We start from the raw sequence: 25,672 nt of genomic DNA on the forward strand, positions 1-25,672 counted from the left end.
CCACCGACCAGGAGGAAACCACCCCAGCACTGACCGCCTGACCGAACAGGATCACGCGGCAATCACCCCGTTACACCACCCGTTTGGACTTGACCATTCATGCTCGCTGAAGATCGACATGAAGAAGGCCCCGCAACCTGGCCCGCACCCCCCGTCTGTGACAGGCTGGGGCACATGAACCGGCTAGGTCGTGCCACGTCGCCGTACCTTCGTCAGCACGCGGACAACCCGGTGCACTGGCAGGAGTGGAGCCCCCAGGCCCTCGCCGAGGCCGCCGAGCGGGACGTCCCCATCCTCCTCTCCGTCGGCTACGCCTCCTGCCACTGGTGCCACGTCATGGCCCACGAATCCTTCGAGGATCAGGCCACCGCCGACCTGATGAACGAGCACTTCGTTTGCGTCAAGGTCGACCGGGAGGAACGTCCCGACCTCGACGCCATCTACATGTCCGCCACCGTCGCCATGACCGGCCAGGGTGGCTGGCCGATGACGTGTTTTCTCACACCCGCGGGCGAGCCGTTCTACTGCGGGACCTACTACCCGAAGGTGCCGCGTGGGGGGATGCCGTCGTTCGCGCAGGTGTTGACCGCGGTGTCCGAGACGTGGCGGACCAGGCGGGACGAGGTGGATCAGGCGGCGGGGCAGGTGGCCGAGGCGTTGCGGACGCAGGCGGGTGGGTTGCCGGAGTCCGAGCTCGAGGTGACGCCGGAGTTGTTGCGGCACAGCGTGACCGCGGTGTTGAAGGATGTGGACGCCGAACACGCGGGATTCGGTGGGGCGCCGAAGTTTCCGCCGTCGGCGTTGCTGGCCGCGCTGCTGCGGCACTACGAGCGCACCGGCGTGGAACAGGCGTTGCAGGTGGTCGTGCGGACCGCGGAGGCGATGGCGCGGGGCGGGATCTACGACCAGTTGCGCGGCGGGTTCGCGCGCTACTCCGTCGACGCCGCCTGGGTGGTGCCGCACTTCGAGAAGATGCTCTACGACAACGCGCTGCTGCTGCGGGCCTACGCGCATCTCGCCCGGCGGGTCGCCGACCCGTTCGCGCTGCGCGTCACCGAGGAGACCGCGCAGTTCCTGCTCGACGATCTCGCCACGCCCGAGGGCGGTTTCGCGTCCGCGCTCGACGCCGACACCCGCGTCGAACCGGACGGGCCCGGCGTCGAGGGCGCGACCTACGTGTGGACCCCGGCCGAACTGACCGGCGAACTCGGCCCGATCGACGGCGCGTGGGCGGCCGAGGTGTTCGGCGTCACGACCGCCGGAACCTTCGAACACGGCACCTCGGTGCTCACCCGCTACCACGATCCGGACGACGCCGCCCGCCTGGCGAAGGTGCGAAACACCTTGCGCGAGGCCCGTTCCCGCCGCCCCCAGCCCGAGCGCGACGACAAGGTCGTCACCGCCTGGAACGGCATGGCGGTGACCGCCCTGGCCGAGGCGGGCATCGGCCACGCCCGCCCGGACTGGATCGAGGCCGCCGCCCGCTGCGCGCGATACCTGTTGCGCGAGCACGTCTCCGGCGACCGCGTGGCGCGCGCCTCCCTCGGCGGATCGGTGGGCGCCGCGCCCGGCATCCTCGAGGACTACGCGTGGCTGGCCACCGGCCTGCTCGCGCTCTACCAGGCCACCGCCGACCCGGACTGGCTCGCCCACGCCGAACGCCTGATCGACAGCGCCGCAACCCATTTCGCCGATCCGGACAACCCGGGGGCGTGGTTCGACACCGCCGACGACGCGGAGACCCTGGTGGCCCGCCCCCGCGATCCGCTCGACGGCGCCACCCCCTGCGGCGCGTCCGCCTTCGCCGAGGCCCTGCTCACCGCCTCGGTGCTCAGCGCACCCGACCGGGCCACGCGCTACCGCGACCTGGCCGAGGCGACCCTCACCCGCGGCGCGCTCGTGCTGGCCCGCGCGCCCCGCTCGGGCGGCCACTGGCTGACCGTCGCTGAGGCGGCCGTGCGCGGTCCCATCCAGATCGCCATCGTGCTGCCCGGCGACGCGTCCGCGACCGAGGCGTCGGCCGAAATGCTCGGCGCCGCACGGTGGTTCGCGCCGGGTGGCGCGGTCGTCGTTGTCGGCGAACGGGATTCGGCCCCGCTGCTCGCCGACCGGCCCGCCGTGAACGGGCGGCCGTCGGCGTACCTGTGCCACGGATCGGTCTGCGATCTGCCCGTCACCAGCGTCGACGACCTGCGCTCGGGGCTCGTTGCGATTTCATAGCACTTGGGTATGAATACGTGAACCATGCGCCGGAGATGCTTGCCGCGACGTTTTCCGCACGGCAGGATTGCCTCGCCGAGACCGACTCCGATCGCATGAACAGGGGTGACCGCGTGAGCCAGCGCAGACGTGACAACCGCAGATCCGCGCCCGTCCGGCGGGCCGTCGTGACCGGCGTGGCCGCCGCGGCCGCGGTGGTATCGATCACGGCCGGTTCGGCCGCCGCCCGGCCCATCGGCCCGTTCGACGTGGGCGGCGCGATCGAGACCGAGTACGACCGCGCGGGCGGCTTCACCACCTTCGGCAATCCGGTGGGCCCCGAGACCGACGCGGCCCGGGGCGGCAAGTTCCAGGTCTTCGAGAAGAACAACTCGATCTACTGGTCCGTCGGCACCGACGCGCACTACGTCGGCGGCCTGATCCGGGACAAGTGGGCGGCGCTGGGCTGGGAGAACGGCGCGCTCGGCTTCCCGATCACCGACGAGCAGAAGGCGCGCAACGGCGACGGGCGCTACAACCTGTTCGACGGCGGTTCGATCTACTGGTCGCCGCGCACCGGCGCGCACGCGGTGTGGGGCGCGATCCGCGACATCTGGGTCAGCAATGTCGCCGAGGCGGGCCGCTACGGCTACCCCACCAGCGACGAATACGACTACCAGGGCGGTAAGGCGCAGGACTTCCAGGGCGGCCGGATCACCTGGCATCCGTAGGCGCGAGCGTGGCCGAATTCGCCTCGGCCCCATCGGTTTCCGGCACCGCGACGGGCACGTCGGTCCAGCACGAGGTGGCCGCGCGCCGCCCGCGCAGCTGAATCGTCTCGTAGTGCACCCATTTCGCGCGTTCGGGCGCGGCGGCGGCGTCGATCACGGCCCGGCTCACCAGGATTCGGCGCGGGACCGATTTCGCCTCGGTGGTCAACCGGGCCGCCTCGTTCACCGCGTCGCCGATCACGGTGTACTCCAGGCGGGAATCGGTGCCGACGTCCCCGGCGAACACCAGTCCGCGCGCCACCCCGATCCCGATGTCGAGTTCGCCCTGCGCGAGCACCTCGTCGCGGATGCGTCGCGCTGCCCGCAGCGCGGGAGTCGCGTTGTCGGCCAACGCGATCGGCGCGCCGAAGATGCACAGCGCCGCATCGCCCTCGAACTTGTTGACCAGCCCCTCGTTGTCCTCGGTCGCCGACACCACGGTCGCCAGCAGCCGGTTCAGTTTGGCCACGAACTCGCCCGGCGCGAGTTCGGTGGACAGCGCCACCGACCCCACCACATCGACGAACAGCGCCGTCACCACCCGCACGTCCCCGGTCAGGTCCAGCGAGCCGGACAGCGCGCGCTCGGCGACCTCGGCGCCCACGTGCCGCCCGAACACCTCCCGCATGCGTTCGCGCTCGGACAGATTGGCGGCGAGCTCGTTCACCGAATGCTCCAGGCGGCCGATCTCGCTCGCGCTGCCGACGGGCACCCGCACGTTCAGATCCCCGCGCGAGATCCGATCGAGGGCTTGGCGCAGCATGCGCAGCGGCGCGGCGACCGCGCGGGCGAGCGTCGCCATGGTCAGCGCGCCCACCGCGATCCCGACCACGGACATGTAGAGCGCGGTGCGAATCCGGTCCTCGGGCCGGGTCGTCGGATCGGCGAGCACCACGATCAGCATGAGCAGCGGCATCGCCCCGGCCACCGCCCACGACACGACGAGCCGGTTGAGCACCGTGGAACTCCAGTGCATGGTCCCGCCCAGCACCACCGCCACGATCGGGATCGCGGGCCGGATCAACCGGTCCACGACCAGCAGCGTGAACCCGGCCGATTCGAACGCGCCGAGGGTGAACATCGACCCGATCACGGCCGTGCCCTTGGGCGGCACCACGTGCGCGAACACGGCCGTCGCGATGACGACGCCGGGCAGCCAGATGGCCAGCGCCCGCGCGGTCACCGCGACCGGCACGTTCAGCAGCCGCCGCGCCTCCTCCTCGGTCGGTCGTCGCCCCTGATCGAGCCAGCCGAAGTAGCGGAACCGGTCCCGCACGGCCAGCACGATGCCGATCAGCGCGCCGAGCGCCGGATAGATCGCCGCCTGCCCGATGGCGGTGAGCCAGTCCGGCCCGAACCGGCCCAGGTACCCGCTGAGGAACAGTTCGGTGATGATGACCCCGAGCCCGCCCAGATTGCAGCAGAGCACCACCACCGACAGACCCCACGGCGCGCGCAGCAACCACAGAATCAGCCGCGCGATCATGGCGGTCAGCATAGAGCCCGCCCGTGACGGGTCACAGCAGAACGACCAGCCAGACCGCCACGTAGTGACACAGCGCCGCGACAACCGTTGCGGCATGGAAGAACTCGTGATGACCGAAGGTGTCCGGCCACGGATCGGGCCATTTCGCGGCGTAGAGGATTCCGCCCACGCTGTAGGCGATGCCGCCGACGAGCAGCAGCACCATCGGCGCGACGCCGACATTGTGGGTCATGGTCGCCGCGACCGGCACGATGGCCCACCCCAGCAGCAGGTACAGCGGCACCCCGACCCAGCGCGGCGCGGTCGGCCACAGCAGTTTCAACGCGACCCCGGCCAGCGCGCCCGCCCACACGACCGTCAGCAGCACGGTTCCGGTCCGGCCGGGCAGCCCGAGCAGCGCGAAGGGGGTGTAACTGCCCGCGATGAACAGGAAGATCATCGAATGGTCGGCCCGCTTCATCCGGATGCGGGTGCGGTCGGATTTCCAGGTGACCCGGTGATAGGTCGCGCTGACCCCGAAGACGCCGCACACGGTGAGCCCGTACACCAGCGTCGACCAGGCCGCGGTCGTCGAGACCGTCGCCGCGGCGCCCACCAGCGCGAACACCGCCAGCGCCGCGATGCCCACGGCATAGGTGTGGATCCAGCCCCGCATCCTCGGCTTCACCGGGATGCCCGCGATCGTCGATTCCGCCAACCCGCTTACCTCCTGAGTAACCTACGGTACCGTAGGTTAACGGTCTCGGCACTGAAACATCGGCACACCACCCGTAGGGCGTAGGGTGACCGCCGTGGAGATTGCTAGTCGGGTGCGTAGTCTGCCCTACCGCATCTACGAAACGCGGCTGTCGAAACAGCTGGCGGGCAAACAACATCCGCGGCACGTGGCGGTGGTCTGCGACGGCAACCGCCGCTGGGCTCGGGAGAACGGTTTCACCGACGTCACGCACGGGCATCGGGTCGGCGCGCTCAAGATCGCCGAACTGGTCGACTGGTGTCAGGCCGAGGGCATCGAGATGGTGACGGTCTATCTGCTGTCCACCGAGAACCTCAATCGCGCGCCCGACGAACTCGACACGCTGTTCGAGGTGATCACCGACGTGGTCGAGGAATTGTCGGCCCCGGAGAAGAACTGGAGCGTGCGCATCGTCGGCTCGCTCGACGGCCTGCCCGGCGAGGTCGCGCGGAGGTTGCAGAAGGCGGCCGACGAGACCCACGGCCGCAACGGCATTCACGTCAATGTCGCCATCGGCTACGGCGGGCGGCAGGAGATCGCCGACGCCGTGCGTTCGCTGGTCCGCCAGGAGATGGCCGCGGGGGAGACCGGCGAGGATCTCGTGCAGTCGATCACGGTCAACGCCATCGGCCAGCACCTCTACACCTCCGGCCAGCCCGATCCGGATCTGGTCATCCGCACCTCCGGCGAGCAGCGGCTGTCCGGCTTCCTGCTGTGGCAGAGCGCCTACTCCGAGATCTGGTTCACCGAGGCGTACTGGCCCGAGTTCCGCCGGGTCGACTTCCTGCGGGCGCTGCGCGATTACGCCGCGCGGCACCGCCGCTACGGCGTCTGACGACGCCGCTTCTTCGCGTACCGTCGGTATATGACCGACAGTCGTGCCGCAGCGCCGCGGCCGCCGTCCTACATCAGCTACGAGGACTTCGGTCGGCGCTTTCTGGAATACGCCGCCTCCGCGGAGCGGATCGCCGGCGCCTTCGGCGAATTGACCGGCGCCGCATTCGATTTCGGGCCGATCGGCGCCGGGCCGGGCAAACTCGCCAAGGTCACCGCGCGGGTGCGACTGGGGGAGCCGAGGCTGCGCCGGCGGCTCGGCCAGCACATCGAATTCGATCTGGCCATCCCGCTGAACGTGGACCTGACCCTCGATCTGGCCGTGGACCGGGAGCACTACGACGTCTCCGGGCACATCCGCCTCCACCTCACCGTGCGCACCGCCGAACCGCTGCGGGTGGTCATCGATATCGCCGAACCGCGGCCCGGCGACGTGCGCATCGACGTCGACACCGACACCCGCCGCGCGCAGATCGTGCGCATCATCGCCGGGGTGGACCACGAGATCCGCCGTTTCATCGCCCGCTACGTCGCGAACGAGATCCGCAAGCCGCACATCGCCGCCGCGCGCGATATCGATGTGGCGTCGCGGCTGGACGCGGCCTGGAAGCTCTGAGCAGCCGGATTCACAACTTGCGCAAGCGAATTCGATTGATGCTGTGATCGGAGTCCTTACGCAGCACCAGGGTCGCCCGGGGGCGGGTGGGCAGGATGTTCTCGACCAGATTGGGCCGGTTGGTGGAGTTCCAGATCTCCGCGGCCGCGATCGTGGCCTCTTTGTCGGTGAACTTCGAATAGTGGTGGAAGTGCGAGGCCGGATCCGCGAAGGCGGTCTGGCGCAGGGTGAGAAAGCGATCGATGTACCAGTGCTCGATGTCCTCGATGCGGGCGTCGACGTAGATGGAGAAATCGAACAGGTCCGAGACCATCAGCCGCGGGCCCGTCTGCAGCACGTTCAGGCCCTCCATGATGAGGATGTCGGGCTGGCGCACGCAATGCGTCTCGCCCGGCACGATGTCGTAGCGGATGTGCGAATACACCGGCGCGCACACCTCCGGCGCACCGGATTTCACCTCGGTGACGAAACGCAGCAGTTTGCGCCGGTCGTAACTCTCCGGAAAACCCTTGCGATGCATGATGCCGCGGCGCGTGAGTTCGGCTGTGGGATAAAGGAATCCGTCGGTGGTGACCAGATCCACCCGCGGATGATGCTCCCAGCGCGCCAGCAATGCCTGCAGCACGCGCGCGGTCGTGGATTTGCCGACCGCGACGCTGCCCGCGATGCCGATGACGAACGGCACCTGATGATCCGGATGGGTCTCCCCGAGAAATGTCGCCGTCGCCGCGAACAGCCGCTGCCGCGCCGCGACCTGCAGGTGGATCAGTCGTGCCAGCGGCAGATAGACCTCGGCGACCTCCTCGAGATCGATCTGCTCACCCAGGCCGCGCAGCCCGATCAGTTCTTCCTCGGTGAGCACCAGCGGAGTCGATTTCCGCAGCGTGCGCCACTGCTCCCGATCGAATTCCACATAGGGACTCGGTTCGCTCATCCGCCCCACGACGCACACCCCCGGTTCGATGAGCACGGTGCCCCGGCAGACGGTCCTCGCATAGCCGAATTCTCCTCACGCCCCTTTCCATGCTGTACGCCGGGTGTGACTACTCACGAGTAACAACGGGTGAGATAAATCTCCCCGAATACCTCTTGCCTCCGCCCTCCCCGCTATCGTCGATTCATGCAAGCGCATCCGCTCGTGAGCGAATATCTGCGCCTGGGGCTGGCTTTCGACCGGCTCGAGGAAGGCTTCGTGGACGCCTACACCGGCGATCCCGCGCTGCGCCGGTCGGTCGAGAACGCGCCCCGCCCCGAACCGCGCGAATTGGCAACGCGCGCAGTCGATCTGCGCGCGCAGCTGGCCGATGCGAGCCTGCCCGCGCAACGCACCGAATTCCTCGACGCGCACCTGCGCGCCCTGGAATGCTCGGCCCGCAAGTTCGCGGGCGAGGACATCGCGTTCGTCGACGAGGTGCGCGCCTACTTCGACGTCGATATCGCCCCCGGCGATCTCGACGACTACCGCGCGGCCCATCGGCGGATCGAGGAGGTCCTGCCCGGCGCGGGCCCGCTGCGCGACCGGGTCGTCGCCTATCGCAAGGCCGACGAGATCCCGCCCGAGCGCCTGCGCGAATGCGTCGCGGCGTTCTCGGGCGCGCTGCGCGAACTGGTCCGGGCGCGCTACCCGCTGCCCGAACACGAGCGGGTGGACTACGAGGTCGTCGGCGACAAGCCGTGGTCGGGCTTCAACTACTACCTGGGCAACTTCCGCTCCCGGGTGGCGATCAACTCCGACCTGAAACAGCACATGGCCCACCTGCCCGCCCTCATCGCCCACGAGGCGTATCCGGGCCACCACACCGAACACTGCCGCAAGGAGTCCGGACTCGTCGCCGCGGGCCAGGACGAGCAGACCCTCTTCGTGGTCAACACGCCCCAGTGCCTGATGGCCGAGGGCCTCGCCGACCTCGCGCTGAAGTCCATCGTCGGCCCCGACTGGGGACTGTGGGCCCAGGAGATCTACGCCGATCTCGGCCTGCGCTTCGACGGCGAACGCGCCCAACGCTTTTCGAGCGCCTCGGCCGACCTCCTGACCGTCCGCCAGGACGCCGCCCTGCTCCTGCACGACCGGGGTCGCGACGCCGACGAGGTGGCCGAGTTCCTGCAACGCTGGGGCCTCAACACCGAGGAACGCGCCCGCCAATCCCTGCGCTTCCTCTCCTCCCCGCTGTGGCGCGCCTACATCAGCACCTACGTCGAGGGCTACCGCCTGCTCGGCTCCTGGCTCGACGCGGCCCCCGACCCCGACGACCGAGCCGACCGCTTCCGCCGCCTCCTCGACGAGCCCCTCACCCCGGGAGCCGTCCGCCGCGAACTCGCCGGGCACGAGTCCCACACCACGGGAGCCCTCCGCGGCGAGCACAACTGAGGCTCGGGGTCCCGACCCCGACGACGTGCGCGGCGGCAACTAAACTGTGCGGGTGACCCAGACGACCGCCGCCTCTGTCAACTCCCAGTCGCTCGCCGAACTCGATCCCGAGCTGGCCACCGCGATGGCCGGGGAACTCGCCCGCGAACGCGACACCCTCGAGATGATCGCCTCGGAGAACTTCGTGCCGCGCGCGGTGTTGCAGGCGCAGGGCAGCGTGCTGACCAACAAGTACGCCGAGGGCTATCCGGGTCGCCGCTACTACGGCGGCTGCGAGCACGTCGACGTGGTGGAGAACCTGGCGCGCGAGCGGGTCAAGGAGCTGTTCGGGGCCGAATTCGCCAATGTGCAGCCGCATTCGGGCGCGCAGGCCAACGCCGCGGTGCTCATGGCCCTGATGAATCCGGGCGAGAAGCTGCTGGGTCTGGACCTCGCGCACGGCGGCCACCTCACCCACGGCATGCGGCTCAACTTCTCCGGCAAGCTCTACGAGGTGCACGCCTACGGGGTGAGCAAGGAGGACCACCGCGTCGACATGGAGGAGGTCCGCAAGCAGGCCCGCGCCGTGCGGCCCAAGGTCATCGTCGCCGGGTGGTCGGCCTATCCCCGGCACCTGGACTTCGCGGCCTTCCGCGAGATCGCCGACGAGGTCGGCGCCTACCTGTGGGTCGACATGGCGCACTTCGCCGGTCTGGTCGCCGCCGGGCTGCACCCCTCGCCGGTGCCGCACGCCGATGTGGTGTCCTCCACCGTGCACAAGACCCTCGGCGGTCCGCGCTCGGGCGTGATCCTGGCCAAGCAGGAGTTCGCCAAGAAGCTCAACAGCGCGGTGTTCCCCGGCCAGCAGGGCGGCCCGCTCATGCACGCGATCGCGGCCAAGGCCGTGGCGTTCAAGATCGCCGGGACCGACGAGTTCAAGCAGCGTCAGGAGCGCACCCTCGCGGGCGCGAAGATCCTCGCCGAGCGGCTCACCGCGGACGACGTGCGCAACTCCGGCGTCAGCGTCCTCACCGGCGGCACCGACGTGCACCTGGTCCTCGTGGATCTGCGCAACTCCAAGCTCGACGGCCAGCAGGGCGAGGATCTGCTGCACGAGATCGGAATCACGGTGAACCGCAACGCCGTTCCGTTCGATCCCCGCCCGCCGATGGTCACCTCCGGCCTGCGCATCGGCACCGCCGCCCTGGCCACCCGCGGCTTCGGCGACCCGGAGTGGACCGAGGTCTCCGACATCATCGCCACCGCGCTCGCGGGCGGCGCCGACTTGGCCGCCCTGCGGGCCCGAGTCGCCAAGCTGGCCAACGACTTTCCGCTCTACCAGGGCCTGGAGGACTGGCGGCTGCTCGGCTAGGCGCTGCCGGCGACCAACGGCCGCAGCGTGTTTCCGGCGAGTTCCAGGATGCCGGGCTCGTGGCCGTTGGCGACCATATTGATGATCACGCCGTCGATGCCGTGGTCGAGCACGCGCCGCTGGATCTGCTCGGCCACCTCGGCGGGCCCGCCGACGAAGTGCCGGTCGGCTTGGGCGCGCTGGGCGTCGGACACATTGGCCTCGTACAGCTTTCGCGCCCGGTCGTTGTCGGTGTCGAGATAGACGAACGCGAGGAAGCTGGTCTCCAGCGTCGCCGGATCGCGATCGACCTCCGCGCAGCGCGCGTGCAGCGCCTCGACCTTGCGCGGCAACTCCGAGGCATCGCAGATGATGTTCAGGTGGTCGGCGAACCGGGCCGCCAGCCCGAACGTCTTCTTCTCCCCGCCACCGCCCAGCATGATCGGCAGATCGTCGCGAATGCGCGGTTCGTTCAACGCCTCCCGGGTGCGGTACCACTTGCCGTCGGCGCTGGGATGCTCCCCGTGCAGCATCGGCCGGATGATCTCCAGCGCCTCGGTCAGCCGCTCGAAACGCTCGGTGAACGTGCCGAATTCGAAGCCGTACCCCTCGTGCTCGAGCTCGAACCAGCCCGCGCCGATGCCGAGCACCGCGCGGCCGCCGCTGACCACGTCCAGCGTGGTGACGGTCTTGGCGAGCAGGGCCGGATTGCGATAGGTGTTGCCGGTCACCAAGGTGGACAACTGGATTCGCTCGGTGGCCGTGGCCAGCGCGCCCAGCGTGGTGTACGCCTCCAGCATCGGCTCGGTCGGCGCGCCCAGCCCCGGCAGCTGATAGAAGTGGTCCATCACGAACGCGGCGTCGAAGCCCGCCGCCTCCGCCGCGCGTGCCTGCTCGATCACCGACGGGAACAGCTCCCGCGGCGATCGGGCGTGACTGAAACTCGGCATCTGATAGCCCAGGCGAATGGTCATGCCACGAACGTACTTCAGCCCCGGCGGGACCCGACAGGGAAGGATCGGCCCTGGCAGAATCCGCGCGGGGGGTGTATGGGCTAGGTGTGCTCGGCCAGGTACCCGATGTACAGCGGCCGCAGCGCCTCGCCCACCTCGCCCTCGCCCGCGTGCACGTAGTCGTCCAGCAGCGGCAGCACGTACTTGATGTCCGCCTCGCTCTCGCCGACCTGTCCGGCGGCGGCCTCGGCGGCCGGGATCTGTTTCAGCAGTTGCCACAGGAACTTCACGTCGCCGTGCTTGACGGCGTGCTCGACCGCGCGGTCGTGCAGTTCCTTCGACGAGAGCTGTTCGAGCTGATCCACATCGGCCATGGCACGACTCTAGCGGTTTTCAGCAAACCGCAAGCGCGCGCGGGCATCCGGTTTTTCGCGTCCGAACAGGGCGTTAACGGGATCTTCACCGACACGCCCGCTGTCTCGGAGGCCGAGAACGCGAAATCGCAGTAACGTCGTTTGTGCGAGCCGCATAGGTGTGGCTCGTACGGGAGGTCCTGATCGTGACTGAGCAACTCAGTACGAGGGGGCCGGCACCCGGCCTCTGGGTCGTTTGACCCCAGGGCGGACCGGCCCAGCGAGAACGTTCGTGCAGGTGTAGCACGGACACAAAAGGAGCCCACCGTGACTGATGCACGCTCCGTCATCGCTCCCTCGAAAGCCCGCTCTTCCCAGAGCGGAGGCTCCGGAAAGGGAGCCCGCGCCTCGCAGACTGGATCTGCCTCTTCCTCGGATTCTCCGAATACTCCCGATTCCGGCTCGAAGACCTTCGTGATCGACACCTCCGTCCTGCTGTCGGACCCCTGGGCCGTCACGCGCTTCGGGGAACATCATGTGGTGCTGCCGCTCGTGGTGATCAGCGAACTCGAAGCCAAACGTCATCACCACGAACTCGGCTGGTTCGCGCGGGAGGCCCTGCGCATGCTGGACGATCTGCGCATCGCGCACGGCCGCCTGGATCAGCGGGTGCCGATCGGCACGGTCGGCGGCACCTTACAGGTGGAGCTCAACCACACCGATCCGAGTGTGCTCCCGGTCGGATTCCGCACCGACACCAACGATTCCCGCATTCTGGCCTGTGCGCTCAATCTCGCGGCCGAGGGCAATACGGTGGTGTTGGTGTCCAAGGACATTCCGCTGCGGGTCAAGGCCGGTGCGGTGGGTCTGCACGCCGACGAGTACCACGCGCAGGACGTGATCATCTCCGGCTGGTCCGGCATGGCCGAACTCGAGGTGAGCGCCGAGACCGTCGACAAGCTCTACTCGGAGTCGATCATCGATCTCGACGAGGCCCGGGATCTGCCCTGCCACACCGGAATTCGGCTGCTGGGCTCGGGCGCCAGCGCGCTGGCGAGGATCACCCCGGACAAGCGCGTGCAGTTGGTGCGCGGGGATCGGGAGGCGTTCGGCCTGCACGGGCGTTCGGCCGAACAGCGGATCGCACTGGATCTGCTGCTCGACGAGAGCGTGGGCATCGTCTCGCTCGGCGGTAAGGCGGGCACGGGCAAATCGGCGCTGGCGCTGATGGCGGGTCTGGAAGCCGTGCTGGAGCGGCGATCGCACCGCAAGGTCGTGGTGTTCCGTCCGCTGTACGCGGTCGGCGGGCAGGAGCTGGGGTATCTGCCGGGCACCGAGGCGGAGAAGATGGGGCCATGGGCGCAGGCCGTCTTCGACACCCTCGAAGGGCTGGCCAGCACCGAGGTGCTCGAGGAGGTGCTCTCGCGCGGGATGCTGGAGGTGTTGCCGCTCACGCACATTCGCGGTCGCTCGCTGCACGACTCGTTCGTGATCGTCGACGAGGCGCAGTCGCTGGAGCGCAATGTGCTGCTCACGGTGCTGAGCCGGCTGGGCAGCGGATCGCGGGTGGTGCTCACCCACGACGTCGCCCAGCGCGACAATCTGCGGGTGGGCCGGCACGACGGCGTGGCCGCGGTGGTCGAGAAGCTCAAGGGGCACCCGTTGTTCGCGCACATCACGCTGACGCGGAGCGAGCGTTCGCCGATCGCCGCTCTGGTCACCGAGATGCTCGAGGAGTACGGGCCGAATTCCTGAGGCTGGCAAATGCCAGGCGTGTGTTTCTCCTCACAGATCGAGGGTATATTGCGCCGTGTTAGGTGTTCGGCGGGGTTTCTGACGAAGTGCTCTGATTCGCCGGACCTTAGCCGGACAACGGCCTGAGTGGCCGGTGGCGTCGCCCGTGCGGCGCCACCGGCTTCGTCTCCCTCGAGAGGATGGACATGCACCACTTCGCTCGACGTTCGGCTGTTCTCACCATGACCCTCGCCGCCGGCACACTGCTGTTCACCGCGTGCAGCAACGACGACGACAACAACTCCAATTCCAAGGCCTCCGACGCGCTTTCGAGCGCCTCGGCCGCGATGACCAGCGCGGGTTCGGCCATGACGAGCGCCGGTTCGGCGATGAGCAGCGCGGGCTCGGCCATGAGCAGCGCGTCGGCCGACGCCTCGGAGACCAAGATCTCGACCCAGAACGGCGACATCACGGTCTCCGGCAAAATTCTGGCCAAGTACACCGAGATGGGCGGCACCGACGGCCCGCTCAGCCAGCCCACCGGATCCTCGATCAGCGGTCCCGACGGCGGTTCGTGCCAGGAGTTCGTCGGCGGCGCGATCTGCTACAGCGACAACACCGGTCCGCACGTGGTGTGGGGCGAGATCCGCAAGGCGTGGGAGGGCGACGGTGGGGTGAACGGCAAACTCGGCTACCCGACGAGCGACGAGAAGGACATCGCGGGCGGCAAGCAGAGCGACTTCACCGGCGGCACGATCACCTGGGTGAACAACGAGACTCAGGTGACCGAGAAGTAGCCCGGCGCGTCGCGGCCCGGAAACCAGGCGTTTCCGGGCCGCTGCCGTGAAGTTTCAGCGTACTTACGGGTGGCTGCCACATTTTTCCCCGGCGGTCGGTACGTTGTCGGGGTGCAAAGTGTCTTGACCGACCGTGAGCTGCTGGAGAAGCTGGCAGACGAGGTGGAAGTGAATCTGCGCCGGCACGTCGAGGAGGCCGCCGGTTGGCAGCCGCACGACTACGTGCCCTGGGCGGACGGCCGCAACTTCGCCTTCCTCGGCGGAACCGATTGGGAGCCCGACCAATCCGAGCTCGGGGACGTCGCCAGGGTCGCGCTCATCGTGAGCGTCCTCATCGCCGACAACCTCCCCTCCTACCACCGTGAACTCGGCAAGTATCTGCGCACGGGCCACTGGTGGCGCTGGGTGGGCCGCTGGACGGCCGAGGAGAATCGCCACGAGATCCTCATCCGCAACTACCTCATGGTCAGCCGCGCCGTCGACCCCGTCGAACTCGAGCGCCTCCGCATGGCCCACATGACCACCGGCTTCCGCCGCCCCGCCCTCCACCTGCTCGACGTCCTGGCCCTGTGCGCCTTCGAGGAATCCGCCGCCGCCGTCCGCCACCGCAACACCGCGGCCCTCAACGAAAACCCTTTGGTCACAGCCATTTCCGAACGCCTCGCCGCCGACGACGAACTCCAGTCCGTCTTCTTCGCCAACCTGGTCTCCGCCGCCCTCGACCTGGCCCCCGACCAAACCGCCCGAGCCATCGCCGACCGCATAACCGACTTCCACGTCCCCGAGGTAACCCTCGCCGACGGCCGCAACAGCACCGAGGTCCTGTCCGAAGCAGGCATCTACGACCCCACCCGCGAACCCGACCTGGTCTTCACCCCCTTGCTCGACCGCTGGAACTTCTTCACCCGCACCGATTTCGGCGAATCCGGCGAAACCGCCCGCACGGAACTCGCCCACCTGAAGCACTGACCCGCCGCCCGGTGCGGGATGCCGCACCGGGCCGTTCCCCGTTGCGGGCGCACCCACCGCACCCTCCCGTGCGGCAGGGACCCCCCGCGCACTCCCTCCGTGGTTGAGGCAACCCAGCCGCACCCTTTATTCGAATCCGCACCCCCTACAAGGCATTACAAGGGGTGCGGATCCCAACAAAGTGTGCGGCTGGGTTGCCTTGGCTTTCGGGAGGGCGGGGAGGTCAGCGGCGGATGGATTTCCACAGGCCCGTGAAGGTGCCGCGGAGGAAGTTCTCCCAGCTGAAGTGGTCGTGCCACAGGGTGATTCGGCCGTCTACGAGTTCGAAGGTGCCGCAGACCCAGAAGCCGACTTCTACCGGGCCGACGCGGAGGTAGTCGGTGCGTTCGGTCAGGACGGTCTGTCCCTCGGCGGTGGGATGTCCCTCGGACTCCACGGCGATGTGGTGCATGTCCACTCGGAACCCGAACGCCTTGCGGGTCAGCCCGCGCAGGATCGACCCCACCCGCCGCGCCCCCCGAACATCCGGCAACGAGGTGTTCTTCCACACCACATCCGGATCCAGCAGCTCCACCGCCTCGCTCACAGCCCCCATCTCCAGCGCGACGAAGAACTCCCGAACCGTCGTAACCGCCCCCTGCTGCAACCCCGGAGTCTCGGACATACCCTCGACTGTAATTCGGCCCCAACCCCACCCGCACCCCTTATCCGAATCCGCACCCCTTCCAGCCCCCTGGAAGGGGTGCGGATCCGAATAAAGGGTGCGGCTGGGCTGGCGAACCTGGGGGACCTCAGGGCGAGGGGAGGGCGGCGAGGCCGTCGAGGATTCGGTCTATGCCGAAGGCCAGAGCCTTGTCGCGGGACGACGGGTCGGTGGACTCGGCGAAGGCCGTGAGGGTGTGGGGGTATCGGTCCGCGTGGGTGGCGAGGGTTTCGGCCAGGGCCGTGGCGAGGCCGGATTCGACGTCGGTGGTGGGTGTGGCGATGGCCTGCTGGGCGAGGTTGCGCGCGTGGCCGACCAGCAGGACCACGGCGTCGAGCCGCTGGGGACCGGTGAGGGGCGTATCGGCGAGGGCCGCCAGGGCGGCCTCGGTCCAGTCCATCTCGTTCGGACCGAAGGGACGAGCGCCGAGGCTCACCTCCAGGCTCCAGGGATGACGGGACATCCGTTCGAAGACCGTGATCGTCCACAGCCGGAGCCGGGCCCGCCAGCGCTCCTCGCCCGAATCCGCCTGGGACGCAAGTAGTTCCGGCGGCGGCCCCATGGCCGCGTCGAGCATCAACGCCGTCAGCTCCGACTTCCCCGGCACATACCGATACAACGCCATCTTCGCGCACCCCAACTTCTCGGCCAAGCGCTGCATCGACAGGTTCGCCAAACCCTCCGCGTCGGCGAGTTCGATGGCCGCGGCCACGATCCGATCCAACGACAGCGACGGTTTCGGGCCGCGCCGGGGGCGCTGCTGATTGCCCCACAGCAGTTCGAGGGTGGTTGGTGCCGACATGGTTTCCATCCTGACGAAGAAGGGCTTGACATACAAACTGCGTCCAGCATACGCTAAAAAGCGTCCAGCAGACGCAGTTAACTCTCGGAGCCCACCATGCGTAACCAGACCGTCCTCATCTCCGGCGCGAGCATCGCCGGTCCCGCCCTCGCCTACTGGCTGAACCGCTACGGCTACACCGTCACCGTCGTCGAGAAGGCGCCCGCGCTGCGCCCCGGCGGCCAGGCCGTCGACTTCAAGGGCAAGACCCATCTCACGGTGCTCGAACGCATGGGCGTCCTCGACGAGATCCACCGCCACCAGACCGGCCGGACCGACATGATCTACGTCGACGACCAGGGCCGCGAGCGCGCCCGGCTGTCCGGCGAATTCCTCGGCGGCGATGTCGAGATCCTGCGCGGCGACCTCGCCCGCATCCTCTACGAGCGCACCGCCGACGCCTGCGAATACGTCTTCGGCGACGCCGTCACCGCGCTCACCGACACCGACTCCGGCGTCCACGTGGAGTTCCAGCACGCCCCCGCGCGCACCTTCGATCTCGTCATCGGCTGCGACGGCATCCACTCCGGCGTCCGCCGCCTGGCCTTCGGCCCCGAAGCCGACTACGTCCGGCACCTCGGCTACTACTACTGCGTCGCGGGCGCGCCGGGCTGGGGCGCGGATCCCGCTCGGCGGCAACGCAATTCGGCCCACGCCTGGCACGCCCCGGGCCGGATGGCCGTCGAGGGCGGGGCGAAGGCCGCGCAGATGTATCTGTTCGCCTCGCCCGAACTGGACTACGACCGCCGCGACACCGCCGGACAGCGTCGCCTGGTGACCGAACGTTTCGAGGCGATGGGCGGCGGCGTGCCGGACATGCTCGCCGAACTGGACACCCTCGACGACTTCTACCTCGACTCGATCAGCCAGGTCCGCCTCGACGGCCACTACACCCGGGGCCGCGTCGCGCTGGTCGGCGATTCGGCCTACGGCAACACCCTCGGCGGATTCGGCACCGGCCTCGCCGTCGTCGGCGCCTATGTGCTCGCGGGCGAACTGGCGGCCGCCGACGGCGATCACACCGTCGCCTACGCCCGCTACGACGAGATCATGCGCCGCTACGCCAAGATCGCGGGCAACGCCAACGCCGGACGCTTCATGGCCCCGAAGACCGCCTTGGGCATCCGGATGCGCAACTGGTTCGTCGGTTCCCGGGCGTTCAATCTCATGCTGAAGTTCAGCGACGACGCCGCCAACGACATCGAATTGCGCGACTACCCCGCGCTGGTGTGAAACGGGTCACCGATTGCTGCCGATTAACAAGTGTCCGGTAGCAGGAAGGAGGGCCCCATGCTCATGGACGACTTGAGCACGATGCTCACCATTGCCATGAAATGGTTCAACATACTGGTCGACGAGGGCCGGAACATTCTCGGCATGTGACGACCGCGATGCGCGGGTAGGGGATTCCCTACCCGCGCAGTCGGCTATTTCCGCTCGTCCACCTTCGCCATCGACAGCACGTCCAGCCGCCGATCCAGCTCCTCCTCCGACAGCTTGTCCCCGATCAGCCCGCGATCGATGACCGTCTGCCGAATGGTCTTACGCTCCTTCAACGCCTCCTTGGCCACCGCCGCCGCCTCCTCGTAACCGATCGCGGAATTCAGCGGGGTCACGATCGAGGGGGAGGATTCGGCCAGGCGGCGCAGGCGCTCCACATCGGCCGTCAATCCCTCGACGCACCGGTCGGCGAACAGCCGGGAGACATTGGCCAGCAAGCGAATCGACTCCAGCACATTGCGCGCCATCATCGGAATGTAGACGTTCAGTTCGAACGCCCCGTTGCCGCCGCCCCATGCGATAGCCGCATCGTTGCCGATAACCTGAGCGGCCACCTGCGTAACCGCCTCGGGCAGAACCGGATTCACCTTGCCGGGCATGATCGACGACCCCGGCTGCAAATCCGGCAGCTGAATCTCCGCGAGCCCGGTCAGCGGCCCGGAACCCATCCATCGAATGTCGTTGGCGATCTTGGTCAGCGAGATCGCGACCGTGCGCAACGCGCCGGACACCTCGACCAGCCCGTCCCGGGCGGCCTGCGCCTCGAAATGGTCACGCGCCTCGACCAATTCGTCCAAGCCGGTCGACTTGCGCAGTTCGGCAACGACTTTGGCACCGAACCCGTCGGGCGCGTTGAGCCCGGTGCCGACCGCGGTCCCGCCGATGGGCAGCTCGCCGAGCCGCGGCAACGTGGCGAGCAGCCGCTCGATACCCGAACTCACCTGCCGCGTATAGCCGCCGAACTCCTGACCCAGCGTGACCGGCACGGCGTCCATGAGATGCGTGCGACCGGACTTCACCACCTCGCGCCATTCGATCGACTTGTCCAGCAAGCGAAGTCGCAGATGCTCGAGCGCCGGGACCAGGTCCTTGACGACGGCCTCGGTGGCGGCCAGATGGGTGGCGGTGGGGAAGGTGTCGTTGGACGACTGCGACATGTTCACGTCGTCGTTGGGGTGCACGGTCACGCCGTTCGCGGCGGCCAGGCTCGCGATCACCTCGTTGGCGTTCATGTTCGAGCTGGTGCCGGAGCCGGTCTGGAAGACGTCGATGGGGAACTGGTCGTCGTGACGGCCGTCGGCGATCTCGGTCGCGGCGGCGATGATCGCGTCGGCCTTGCCGCCGTCGAGCAGCCCGAGGTCCCGGTTCACCGTGGCACAGGCCGCCTTGAGCAGGCCCAATGCCCGGATCTGGGCGCGCTCCAAGCCGCGGCCGCTGATCGGGAAGTTCTCCACGGCCCGCTGCGTCTGGGCGCGCCACAGCGCGGCTGCCGGAACGCGGACCTCGCCCATCGTGTCGTGTTCGATGCGGTACTGCTGCTCCTCGGTCATGTTTTCGACCCTAAGCCCGCGTGCGCCCGAATTGGTCGCTACACCCTGAGGGCTTTCGCACACGCGGGACGGGAACACGCGGACCGCGCATCGGATCAGGGCAGCGGCGGCACCGCGTGCTCGTCGCCGACGAAATCGACCGAGGAGTACTCGCGCAGCTTGGTCAGGCGATGGTAGGCGTCGATCATGCGGACCGTGCCCGACTTCGAGCGCATGACGATCGACTGCGTGTACGCGCCGCCGCCGTAATAGCGCACGCCCTTGAGCAATTCGCCGTCGGTGACGCCGGTGGCGCTGAAGAAGACGTTCTCGCCGGAGACCAGATCCTCGGTCGAGAGGATGCGGTCCAGATCGTGGCCCGCGTCGATGGCCTTCTGCCGTTCGGCCTCGTCCTTGGGGGCGAGCTTGCCCTGCAACGAACCGCCCAGGCAGCGCATGGCCGCGGCGGCGATGATGCCCTCGGGTGTGCCGCCGATGCCGATCAGCACGTCGGTGCCGGAGTCGGGGCGCGCGCAGGCGATCGCGCCCGCGACGTCGCCGTCGGAGATCAGGCGGATGCGGGCGCCCGCGTCGCGGACCTCCTGGATGTGGCGCGCGTGCCGCGGCCGGTCCAGGATGCACACGGTCAGATCGGAGACCGACGAGTTCTTGGCCTTGGCGACGCGGCGCAGGTTCTCCGCGATGGGCGCGGACAGGTCGATGACGTCGGCCGCCTCCGGGCCGACGGCGATCTTCTCCATATAGAACACCGCGGACGGATCGAACATCGCGCCGCGCTCGGCCACCGCGAGCACCGAGATCGCGCCCGGCGAACCCTTCGACATGAGGGTGGTGCCGTCGATCGGATCGACGGCGAAGTCGACCTCCGGACCGGTGCCGTCGCCGACGAGTTCGCCGTTGTAGAGCATCGGCGCCTCGTCCTTCTCACCCTCGCCGATCACCACGACACCGCGCATCGACACCGACGCCACGAGCTGGCGCATGGCGTCCACCGCCGCGCCGTCGCCGCCCTCCTTGTCGCCCCGGCCGACCCAGCGACCCGCGGCCATCGCTCCGGCCTCGGTCACCCGGACCAGTTCCATCGCGAGGTTGCGGTCGGGGGCCTCGCGGCGGCTGGTCGCGGGCGTGGGTGCCGTCATTACGGTGCCTCCTCAGTTGTGTCCTGCTGGCTGAATTGTCGCAGAACGGTTCCGGCCCCCAATCAGGTACCGCCGTTCCATTTCCGTATGGAGGGGGTGCGCCTGGTCACAGCGCGACGCGTGGATACTGGGAGCGTGTCGTCTCCCAAGCCGCGAATCCTGCACGACTACCGGGATTTGTTCTGGTCGCTGATTCCGCTCGTGCTGATCTGCGTGGTGCTGGCGGGAGTGGCCAGTCAGTGCAGTTTCACCACGCACGGGCCGACGCAGGGGCGGATCCCGGAGTTCGATCTGCGGTCGGCCCTGCGCGACGACGCTCGCACGCTGCCGTTCCCGATTCGTCAGCCGAGTCTGCCCGACACCTGGAAGCCCAATTCGGGCACGCGCGACACGGTCACCGGGACGGGCGGGGGAGCGGTCAGCACGGTCGGATTCATCACGCCGCAGGGCAGCTACATGCAGCTCACGCAGTCGAACGCGAGCGTGGACGCGCTGGCGAACCACATCGAGAGCACGCGCACCCCCAGCGGCACCCAGCGGATCGACGACCACGTCTGGACGGTCTTCCACGTCCAGGGCAGCGAACCGGCCTGGATCACCGACCTCGGTCCGGTGCGGCTGCTCGTCAAGGGCGCGGGCGACCAGTCCGCCTACACGACCCTCGCCACCGCGGCCGCGGCCGCACCACCCGTCCAGCCCTGACGCCGGTTCTGACGCCAACCCCCCGAACTTGTCGGTGGTCGTCCCTATGCTGGCGGCGACATCCGAATCCATGAAGGGGGTCCCATGGAGATCGACTGGGCCACGCAGCTTTCCGACCAGCTGGACTACCACTGGCACAGCCAGTTACGCCCGCGGCTGGACGGCCTGACCGACGACGAATACCTCTGGGAGCCGGTCCCCGACAGCTGGACCGTCCGCCCGCGCACCACCGACGATCAACCCGGCACGGGCCCGTTCACGGTCGACTTCACCTATCCGCCACCGGATCCCGAGCCCGTCACCACCATCGCCTGGCGCCTCGCCCACATCGTCGTCGGCGTCTTCGGCATGCGTGCCGCCAGCCACTTCGGCGGCCCACCCGTCTCCTACGAATCCTTCCCCTACGCGGGCACCGCCACCGCCGCCCTCGACCAACTCGACCAGTCCTACAAACTCTGGTCCACCGCCGTCCGAGCCCTCACCCCCGAGGCCCTCGCCGCCCCCTGCGGCCCCGCCGAGGGCCGCCTCGCCGACTACCCCCTCGCCGCCCTCATCCTCCACATCAACCGCGAGGCCATCCACCACGGCGCCGAAATAGCCCTCCTCCGCGACCTCTACCTCCGCCACAGACCCAACCCGCCCAAATAAGACCAAATAGTCTGTCCGTAAACGTCATTGGATGACTCGCGCCCCGCCGCGCCCTGCCTCGTGTTCCGCCGCGCCCCACCCTTTGTTCCGCCGCGCTTTTCGGCGGATCCCTCTCCGAGTTCGGCTAGGGTGGGCAGGTGGATCGTGCGGACTTCGGTTGGCTCCAGGAGGCATTGGGGCAGCCGATCGGGGACGCCACGGCCGCCGATCGGGTGCTGCCGAACGGTGCGGAGACGGTGGCGCTCGCGGACGGCACGCGGGTGATGGCGCAGCGGTGCCGCAAGCGCGGCGAGGTCGAGCGGCAGGTGCGGGTGCTGGGTGCGCTGCGAGAATCGGCCGCCGCCAAGGCGATTCCGCTTCCGTCCGTCCGAAAGGCGGACGCGGACGCCGAGCCGCCGTGGATCGTATTCGACGAACTACCCGGCGAGCCCGCGGCCGCGCACATCGAACCCTCCGGCCCGCATCTCCAGGCGCTGGCCTTCGATATGGGCGAACTGCTGACCGATTTCGCCGAATTGCCCTGTCCCGACCTGGAACTCGACGATTCGTGGGCGCGCCCGCACTACCTGGCCGCCCGCGCCGACGCCTGGGCCGAATGCCTCGCCCCGGTCCTCACGCCGAAGCAGACCGCCACCATCGAGGACGTCCTGGCGGATCTGCCCGACCTGTTCGAGGGCCGTCCGGCGGTGCTCGCGCACGGCGACTACACCCCCGCCAACGTCCTCGTCGAGGGCACCAAGATCACCGGACTGCTCGAATTCGGCTCGGTCCGCCTGGCCGACCCCCTCTTCGACGTGGCCTGGTGGATTTGGACGGTCGGCCTCGGCGGCTCCGACCTGATCGACCAGACCTGGCCCGCCTTCCTGCACGGCGCGGGCATGGACCCCCTCGACCCCCTCCTCATCGAACGCGTCCGCTATCTCCAACTCGTCCGCATGCTGGAGATGCTCGCCGACGACGACCTACCCCCGAACCCCTGGCGCATCACCCACGAGCGCCTGGCCCGCACCCTGGCCGCCATCGCCGACGGCTGACCGGAAAGGCAACCGCCGCTTGCCGATCGGACGCACCCCGCTCTCGCCGAGGCCCGACCGCCCACGGCAGACCAACTCCCGCCCCTACTCCCGATGGCTGAGCACGTTCACCACGGTCCCGTCCGGATCCCGCACGAAGAACCGCCGCACCCCCCACGGCTCGTCGCGCAGTTCGTACACGATGTCGCCCCCGGCCATGGCCGCGTACACCGCGTCCACATCCGCGACCTCCACGCTGATATCCGGTTGCGGCGCCTCGGTTTCCGCGCTCACCAACATCACCTGCGCGGTCGGCTGCTCCGGCGACGCGAGCGTGACCGCCCACCCCAGATCCATGACCTCGTGAAAACCCAAGCGCCGGTAGAACTCCTGACTCGCCGCGAGATCCGCGACCCGCAGATCGGGCACCACCCGCCGGATCAGGACGCACCGTCCGAACGTCGCGACAGGGCGTCCTCGACGCGCTTGCGGGCGCCCGCGAGATGTTCCTCGCAGCGGTTGGCCAGCGCCTCGCCCCGCTCCCACAGCGCCAGCGAGTCGTCGAGATCCATCCCGCCCTGTTCCAGCATCTTCACGACATTGACCAGCTCGTCGCGGGCGCGTTCGTACCCGAAGGTCGCGATCTCGGCGAGATCATCGGCGCTCATCGGGTGACTCCTTCCGGTCGGTGGTCAGGATCTGGCTGCCGAGCGCGGCCGCGGTGACCGCGCCGTCGGTGACGCGGATCCGCAGCTGAGTGCCGGGCGGCGAATCGGCCACCGCGCGGATCACGTGCCGTTCGTTCCCCGAAACCCGTTGCACCACAGCGTATCCCCGCGCCAGCGTGGCGGCCGGACCCACCGCGGTGAGTTTCTCGCGCAGATGCCGGGTGGCGGTCGCCTGCGTGGTGATGACATGGTCGACGGCCCGCCGCGCCGCCGTCCGCAGCCGCTCGGCCTCGTCGTAGCGCTGATCGAGCAGCCGCAGCGGTTCGGCCAGTACGGGCCGCGACCGCAGCTGGGCGAGCGCGCGCCCCTCCCGATCCACCCACCCCCGCAACGCCGCCGCCGACCGTTCCCGCAACTCCGTGACCAGCGCCAACTCCGCCGCCGCGTCGGGCACGATCCGCTTCGCCGCGTCGGTCGGCGTGGCCGCGCGCAGATCGGCCACGTAGTCGGAGATCGGATTGTCCGGCTCGTGCCCGATCGCGCTGACGATCGGCGTCGTCGCCGCCACGATGGCCCGGCACAGCGTCTCGTCGGAGAACGGCAGCAGATCCTCCACGCTGCCGCCGCCGCGCGCGAGCACGATCACCTCGACCGCCGGATCACGATCCAGCTCGGCCAGCGCCTCCAGAATCTGCGGCACCGCCGTCGGTCCCTGCACCGCGGTGTTGCGGACCTCGAACCGCACCGCGGGCCAGCGTCCCCGCGCGACGGTCAGCACATCGTGTTCGGCGGCGCTCGCCCGCCCGGTGATCAACCCGATCGTCCTGGGCAGGAACGGAATCGGCCGCTTCAACCGCTGATCGAACAGCCCCTCCGCCGCCAGCAACGCCTTCAACCGCTCGATGCGCGCCAGCAGCTCCCCGATGCCGACGGGCCGAATCTCGGTGACGCGCAACGAGATCGTGCCGCGCCCGGTGAAATAGGACAGTTTGCCGTACACGACGACGCGGCTGCCCTCCTGCAACGGCACGGCCGCCGCGCGCAACAGCTCCGACTCGCACGTCATCGACAGCGACATGTCCGCCGCGGGATCGCGCAGCACGAGGAACGCCGTGCGCGCCCCCGGCCGCAGATTGATCTGGGTGATCTGCCCCTCGACCCAGACACTGCCGAGCCGATCGATCCACTGCGCGACCTTGACGGCGATGCTGCGGACCGGCCAGGGATTCTGCGGCGAATTCCCGCGGGGATCGCTCACTTGGCCTGCACTGTGGCGATCCGATTCGTCAGCATGGTCACGAACGGGGCCCGGTCGCGGGTCTTCAGCTCGTATTCGAGCAGGGTGGCGAGGTCGTCGAGGGTGAGCACGCGCAGCCGGGCGCGCAGCTGCGCCAGGGTCATGTTCTCGTAGTCGAAGCGGACCGCGACCTCGGGAGTGTCGATGGTCTCCGGCTTGCCATTGCTGGAAGCCGTTGCGGCGGAAGCGCTTTCGGTCTCCGGCTCGGAGTCGTCCGGCGCTGTCGTCGGCTGCGGCGCGGTGAAATCGCTCTCCGGCGCGAGCGGACGCGGCACGACGGCGTCGGTCTCCGCGGGCGGCTGCGGGGCGTTGAAATTGCTCTGCGCCGAGGTCGGCTCGGGCTCGTCGTACAGATCGAAACGGCTCTTGCGGCTCGTGTCCGCGGCGAAACCGGGGGTTTGTTCGTCGATCTCGTCCTCGTCGAAGGTCGCCCATTCGGGCTGTTCCACGGGACGGTTGGCGAGGCGGTCGAAAACGAGGTCGCCCTTGAGCGCCAGGCTGGTCACGAACTGCTGCGTGTGCATGGTCGTCTGCAGCAGGCGACTGATGGCGGTGATCGGGAAATTCATTGCCACCGTGGGTAGCCGACGAGTTTCCTCGATCGCGTAAACGGCGGCACCGGCGGCGACGCGGGCGATGAACGGCGGTCGGAACATAGTCCTAGCCTGCCCGAAATGCCGTGTGA

General features: G+C 68.8%; 26 protein-coding genes. 13 read left to right on the forward strand and 13 right to left on the reverse strand.

The genetic code is table 11. From position 1 onward, the window contains the following. Nucleotides 1-174: 174 nt before the first annotated feature. Both ACWDSJ_RS19855 and ACWDSJ_RS19860 read left to right on the forward strand, forming a co-directional pair. Complete coding sequence (locus tag ACWDSJ_RS19855; protein ID WP_450033511.1) at nt 175-2,220, forward strand: thioredoxin domain-containing protein; 2,046 nt, start codon at nt 175-177, stop codon at nt 2,218-2,220. 113 nt (nt 2,221-2,333) lie between these two features. Further along, nucleotides 2,334-2,930, forward strand: coding sequence for an LGFP repeat-containing protein (locus ACWDSJ_RS19860; protein ID WP_387363318.1), 597 nt, complete (start codon nt 2,334-2,336; stop codon nt 2,928-2,930). Here ACWDSJ_RS19860 and ACWDSJ_RS19865 read toward each other — a convergent pair. Then, entirely contained in the window at nt 2,914-4,455 is a 1,542-nt protein-coding gene (locus ACWDSJ_RS19865) for an adenylate/guanylate cyclase domain-containing protein (RefSeq protein ID WP_450033512.1), read from the reverse strand. The two genes, ACWDSJ_RS19860 and ACWDSJ_RS19865, sit on opposite strands and share 17 nt — an antisense overlap. Nucleotides 4,456-4,486: 31 nt before the next feature. Then, a complete protein-coding gene (gene trhA / locus ACWDSJ_RS19870) occupies nt 4,487-5,110 on the reverse strand; it encodes a PAQR family membrane homeostasis protein TrhA (RefSeq protein ID WP_450033667.1) in 624 nt (207 codons plus the stop codon). A gap of 127 nt (nt 5,111-5,237) precedes the next feature. Between trhA and ACWDSJ_RS19875 the strand changes: the two genes are divergently transcribed. Together ACWDSJ_RS19875 and ACWDSJ_RS19880 are read left to right on the forward strand one after the other, a co-directional pair. Then, complete coding sequence (locus tag ACWDSJ_RS19875) at nt 5,238-6,026, forward strand: isoprenyl transferase (RefSeq protein WP_387363324.1); 789 nt, start codon at nt 5,238-5,240, stop codon at nt 6,024-6,026. Between the two features lie 30 nt (nt 6,027-6,056). Then, nucleotides 6,057-6,641, forward strand: a complete 585-nt coding sequence (locus tag ACWDSJ_RS19880; RefSeq protein WP_450033513.1) for a hypothetical protein — start codon at nt 6,057-6,059, stop codon at nt 6,639-6,641. 10 nt (nt 6,642-6,651) lie between these two features. Here ACWDSJ_RS19880 and coaA read toward each other — a convergent pair whose 3' ends face one another. Further along, a complete protein-coding gene (coaA, locus tag ACWDSJ_RS19885) occupies nt 6,652-7,584 on the reverse strand; it encodes a type I pantothenate kinase (RefSeq protein WP_387364238.1) in 933 nt (310 codons plus the stop codon). A gap of 177 nt (nt 7,585-7,761) precedes the next feature. Between coaA and ACWDSJ_RS19890 the strand changes: the two genes are divergently transcribed. Together ACWDSJ_RS19890 and glyA are read left to right on the forward strand one after the other, a co-directional pair. After that, the gene (locus ACWDSJ_RS19890; RefSeq protein WP_450033514.1) at nt 7,762-9,009 is read left to right on the forward strand and encodes a DUF885 domain-containing protein; all 1,248 of its coding nucleotides are present in this window, start codon (nt 7,762-7,764) and stop codon (nt 9,007-9,009) included. A 52-nt stretch (nt 9,010-9,061) separates the two neighbouring features. Beyond that, complete coding sequence (gene glyA, locus ACWDSJ_RS19895; RefSeq protein WP_387363333.1) at nt 9,062-10,360, forward strand: serine hydroxymethyltransferase; 1,299 nt, start codon at nt 9,062-9,064, stop codon at nt 10,358-10,360. Here glyA and ACWDSJ_RS19900 read toward each other — a convergent pair. Both ACWDSJ_RS19900 and ACWDSJ_RS19905 read right to left on the reverse strand, forming a co-directional pair. Next, the gene (locus tag ACWDSJ_RS19900) at nt 10,357-11,313 is read right to left on the reverse strand and encodes an LLM class F420-dependent oxidoreductase (RefSeq protein WP_450033515.1); all 957 of its coding nucleotides are present in this window, start codon (nt 11,311-11,313) and stop codon (nt 10,357-10,359) included. The two genes, glyA and ACWDSJ_RS19900, sit on opposite strands and share 4 nt — an antisense overlap. Before the next feature lie 80 nt (nt 11,314-11,393). Further along, nucleotides 11,394-11,666: a hypothetical protein gene (locus tag ACWDSJ_RS19905; protein WP_387363339.1), complete on the reverse strand. Its 273-nt coding sequence runs from the start codon at nt 11,664-11,666 to the stop codon at nt 11,394-11,396. Nucleotides 11,667-12,119: 453 nt separating this feature from the next. On the opposite strand from ACWDSJ_RS19905, the gene ACWDSJ_RS19910 reads away from it, so the two are divergent. The 3 genes from ACWDSJ_RS19910 (at nt 12,120) to ACWDSJ_RS19920 (ending at nt 15,145) form a co-directional block, all read left to right on the forward strand. Next, the gene (locus ACWDSJ_RS19910) at nt 12,120-13,400 is read left to right on the forward strand and encodes a PhoH family protein (RefSeq protein WP_387363342.1); all 1,281 of its coding nucleotides are present in this window, start codon (nt 12,120-12,122) and stop codon (nt 13,398-13,400) included. 221 nt (nt 13,401-13,621) lie between these two features. Beyond that, entirely contained in the window at nt 13,622-14,176 is a 555-nt protein-coding gene (locus ACWDSJ_RS19915) for an LGFP repeat-containing protein (protein WP_450033516.1), read from the forward strand. 123 nt (nt 14,177-14,299) lie between these two features. After that, nucleotides 14,300-15,145, forward strand: coding sequence for an acyl-ACP desaturase (locus ACWDSJ_RS19920; RefSeq protein ID WP_450033517.1), 846 nt, complete (start codon nt 14,300-14,302; stop codon nt 15,143-15,145). Between the two features lie 223 nt (nt 15,146-15,368). Here ACWDSJ_RS19920 and ACWDSJ_RS19925 read toward each other — a convergent pair whose 3' ends face one another. Together ACWDSJ_RS19925 and ACWDSJ_RS19930 are read right to left on the reverse strand one after the other, a co-directional pair. Next, nucleotides 15,369-15,809: a limonene-1,2-epoxide hydrolase family protein gene (locus tag ACWDSJ_RS19925; protein ID WP_450033518.1), complete on the reverse strand. Its 441-nt coding sequence runs from the start codon at nt 15,807-15,809 to the stop codon at nt 15,369-15,371. Nucleotides 15,810-15,936: 127 nt separating this feature from the next. Further along, nucleotides 15,937-16,650, reverse strand: coding sequence for a TetR/AcrR family transcriptional regulator (locus ACWDSJ_RS19930; protein ID WP_450033519.1), 714 nt, complete (start codon nt 16,648-16,650; stop codon nt 15,937-15,939). A 96-nt stretch (nt 16,651-16,746) separates the two neighbouring features. Between ACWDSJ_RS19930 and ACWDSJ_RS19935 the strand changes: the two genes are divergently transcribed. Next, nucleotides 16,747-17,922, forward strand: coding sequence for an FAD-dependent monooxygenase (locus tag ACWDSJ_RS19935; protein WP_450033520.1), 1,176 nt, complete (start codon nt 16,747-16,749; stop codon nt 17,920-17,922). Nucleotides 17,923-18,116: 194 nt separating this feature from the next. Here the strand turns inward: ACWDSJ_RS19935 and ACWDSJ_RS19940 are convergent, their stop codons facing one another. Both ACWDSJ_RS19940 and glpX read right to left on the reverse strand, forming a co-directional pair. Beyond that, complete coding sequence (locus ACWDSJ_RS19940; protein WP_387363360.1) at nt 18,117-19,520, reverse strand: class II fumarate hydratase; 1,404 nt, start codon at nt 19,518-19,520, stop codon at nt 18,117-18,119. 95 nt (nt 19,521-19,615) lie between these two features. Further along, complete coding sequence (gene glpX, locus ACWDSJ_RS19945; RefSeq protein ID WP_387363363.1) at nt 19,616-20,659, reverse strand: class II fructose-bisphosphatase; 1,044 nt, start codon at nt 20,657-20,659, stop codon at nt 19,616-19,618. A gap of 135 nt (nt 20,660-20,794) precedes the next feature. Here glpX and ACWDSJ_RS19950 point away from each other — a divergent pair, with 135 nt between their 5' ends. From ACWDSJ_RS19950 to ACWDSJ_RS19960, 3 genes are all read left to right on the forward strand, one after another. After that, the gene (locus tag ACWDSJ_RS19950; RefSeq protein ID WP_450033521.1) at nt 20,795-21,361 is read left to right on the forward strand and encodes a DUF4245 domain-containing protein; all 567 of its coding nucleotides are present in this window, start codon (nt 20,795-20,797) and stop codon (nt 21,359-21,361) included. Nucleotides 21,362-21,451: 90 nt separating this feature from the next. Then, a complete protein-coding gene (locus ACWDSJ_RS19955; RefSeq protein ID WP_450033668.1) occupies nt 21,452-22,009 on the forward strand; it encodes a DinB family protein in 558 nt (185 codons plus the stop codon). 137 nt (nt 22,010-22,146) lie between these two features. Further along, nucleotides 22,147-23,043, forward strand: coding sequence for a phosphotransferase family protein (locus ACWDSJ_RS19960; protein ID WP_387363369.1), 897 nt, complete (start codon nt 22,147-22,149; stop codon nt 23,041-23,043). 84 nt (nt 23,044-23,127) lie between these two features. Here ACWDSJ_RS19960 and ACWDSJ_RS19965 read toward each other — a convergent pair whose 3' ends face one another. From ACWDSJ_RS19965 to ACWDSJ_RS19980, 4 genes are read right to left on the reverse strand one after another with little or no spacing between them, the layout of a single operon-like run. After that, nucleotides 23,128-23,454 carry a VOC family protein gene (locus tag ACWDSJ_RS19965; protein WP_450033522.1) on the reverse strand — a complete coding sequence of 109 codons (327 nt, stop codon included), beginning with the start codon at nt 23,452-23,454 and terminating at the stop codon, nt 23,128-23,130. An 8-nt stretch (nt 23,455-23,462) separates the two neighbouring features. After that, nucleotides 23,463-23,690: an exodeoxyribonuclease VII small subunit gene (locus tag ACWDSJ_RS19970; RefSeq protein WP_387363375.1), complete on the reverse strand. Its 228-nt coding sequence runs from the start codon at nt 23,688-23,690 to the stop codon at nt 23,463-23,465. After that, nucleotides 23,677-24,948: an exodeoxyribonuclease VII large subunit gene (xseA, locus tag ACWDSJ_RS19975; RefSeq protein ID WP_450033523.1), complete on the reverse strand. Its 1,272-nt coding sequence runs from the start codon at nt 24,946-24,948 to the stop codon at nt 23,677-23,679. The genes ACWDSJ_RS19970 and xseA overlap by 14 nt, the downstream gene beginning before the upstream one ends. Next, a complete protein-coding gene (locus ACWDSJ_RS19980; protein WP_450033524.1) occupies nt 24,945-25,643 on the reverse strand; it encodes a lipid droplet-associated protein in 699 nt (232 codons plus the stop codon). The genes xseA and ACWDSJ_RS19980 overlap by 4 nt, the downstream gene beginning before the upstream one ends. Nucleotides 25,644-25,672: the final 29 nt, after the last annotated feature.

The organism is Nocardia sp. NPDC003482, assembly GCF_053588115.1.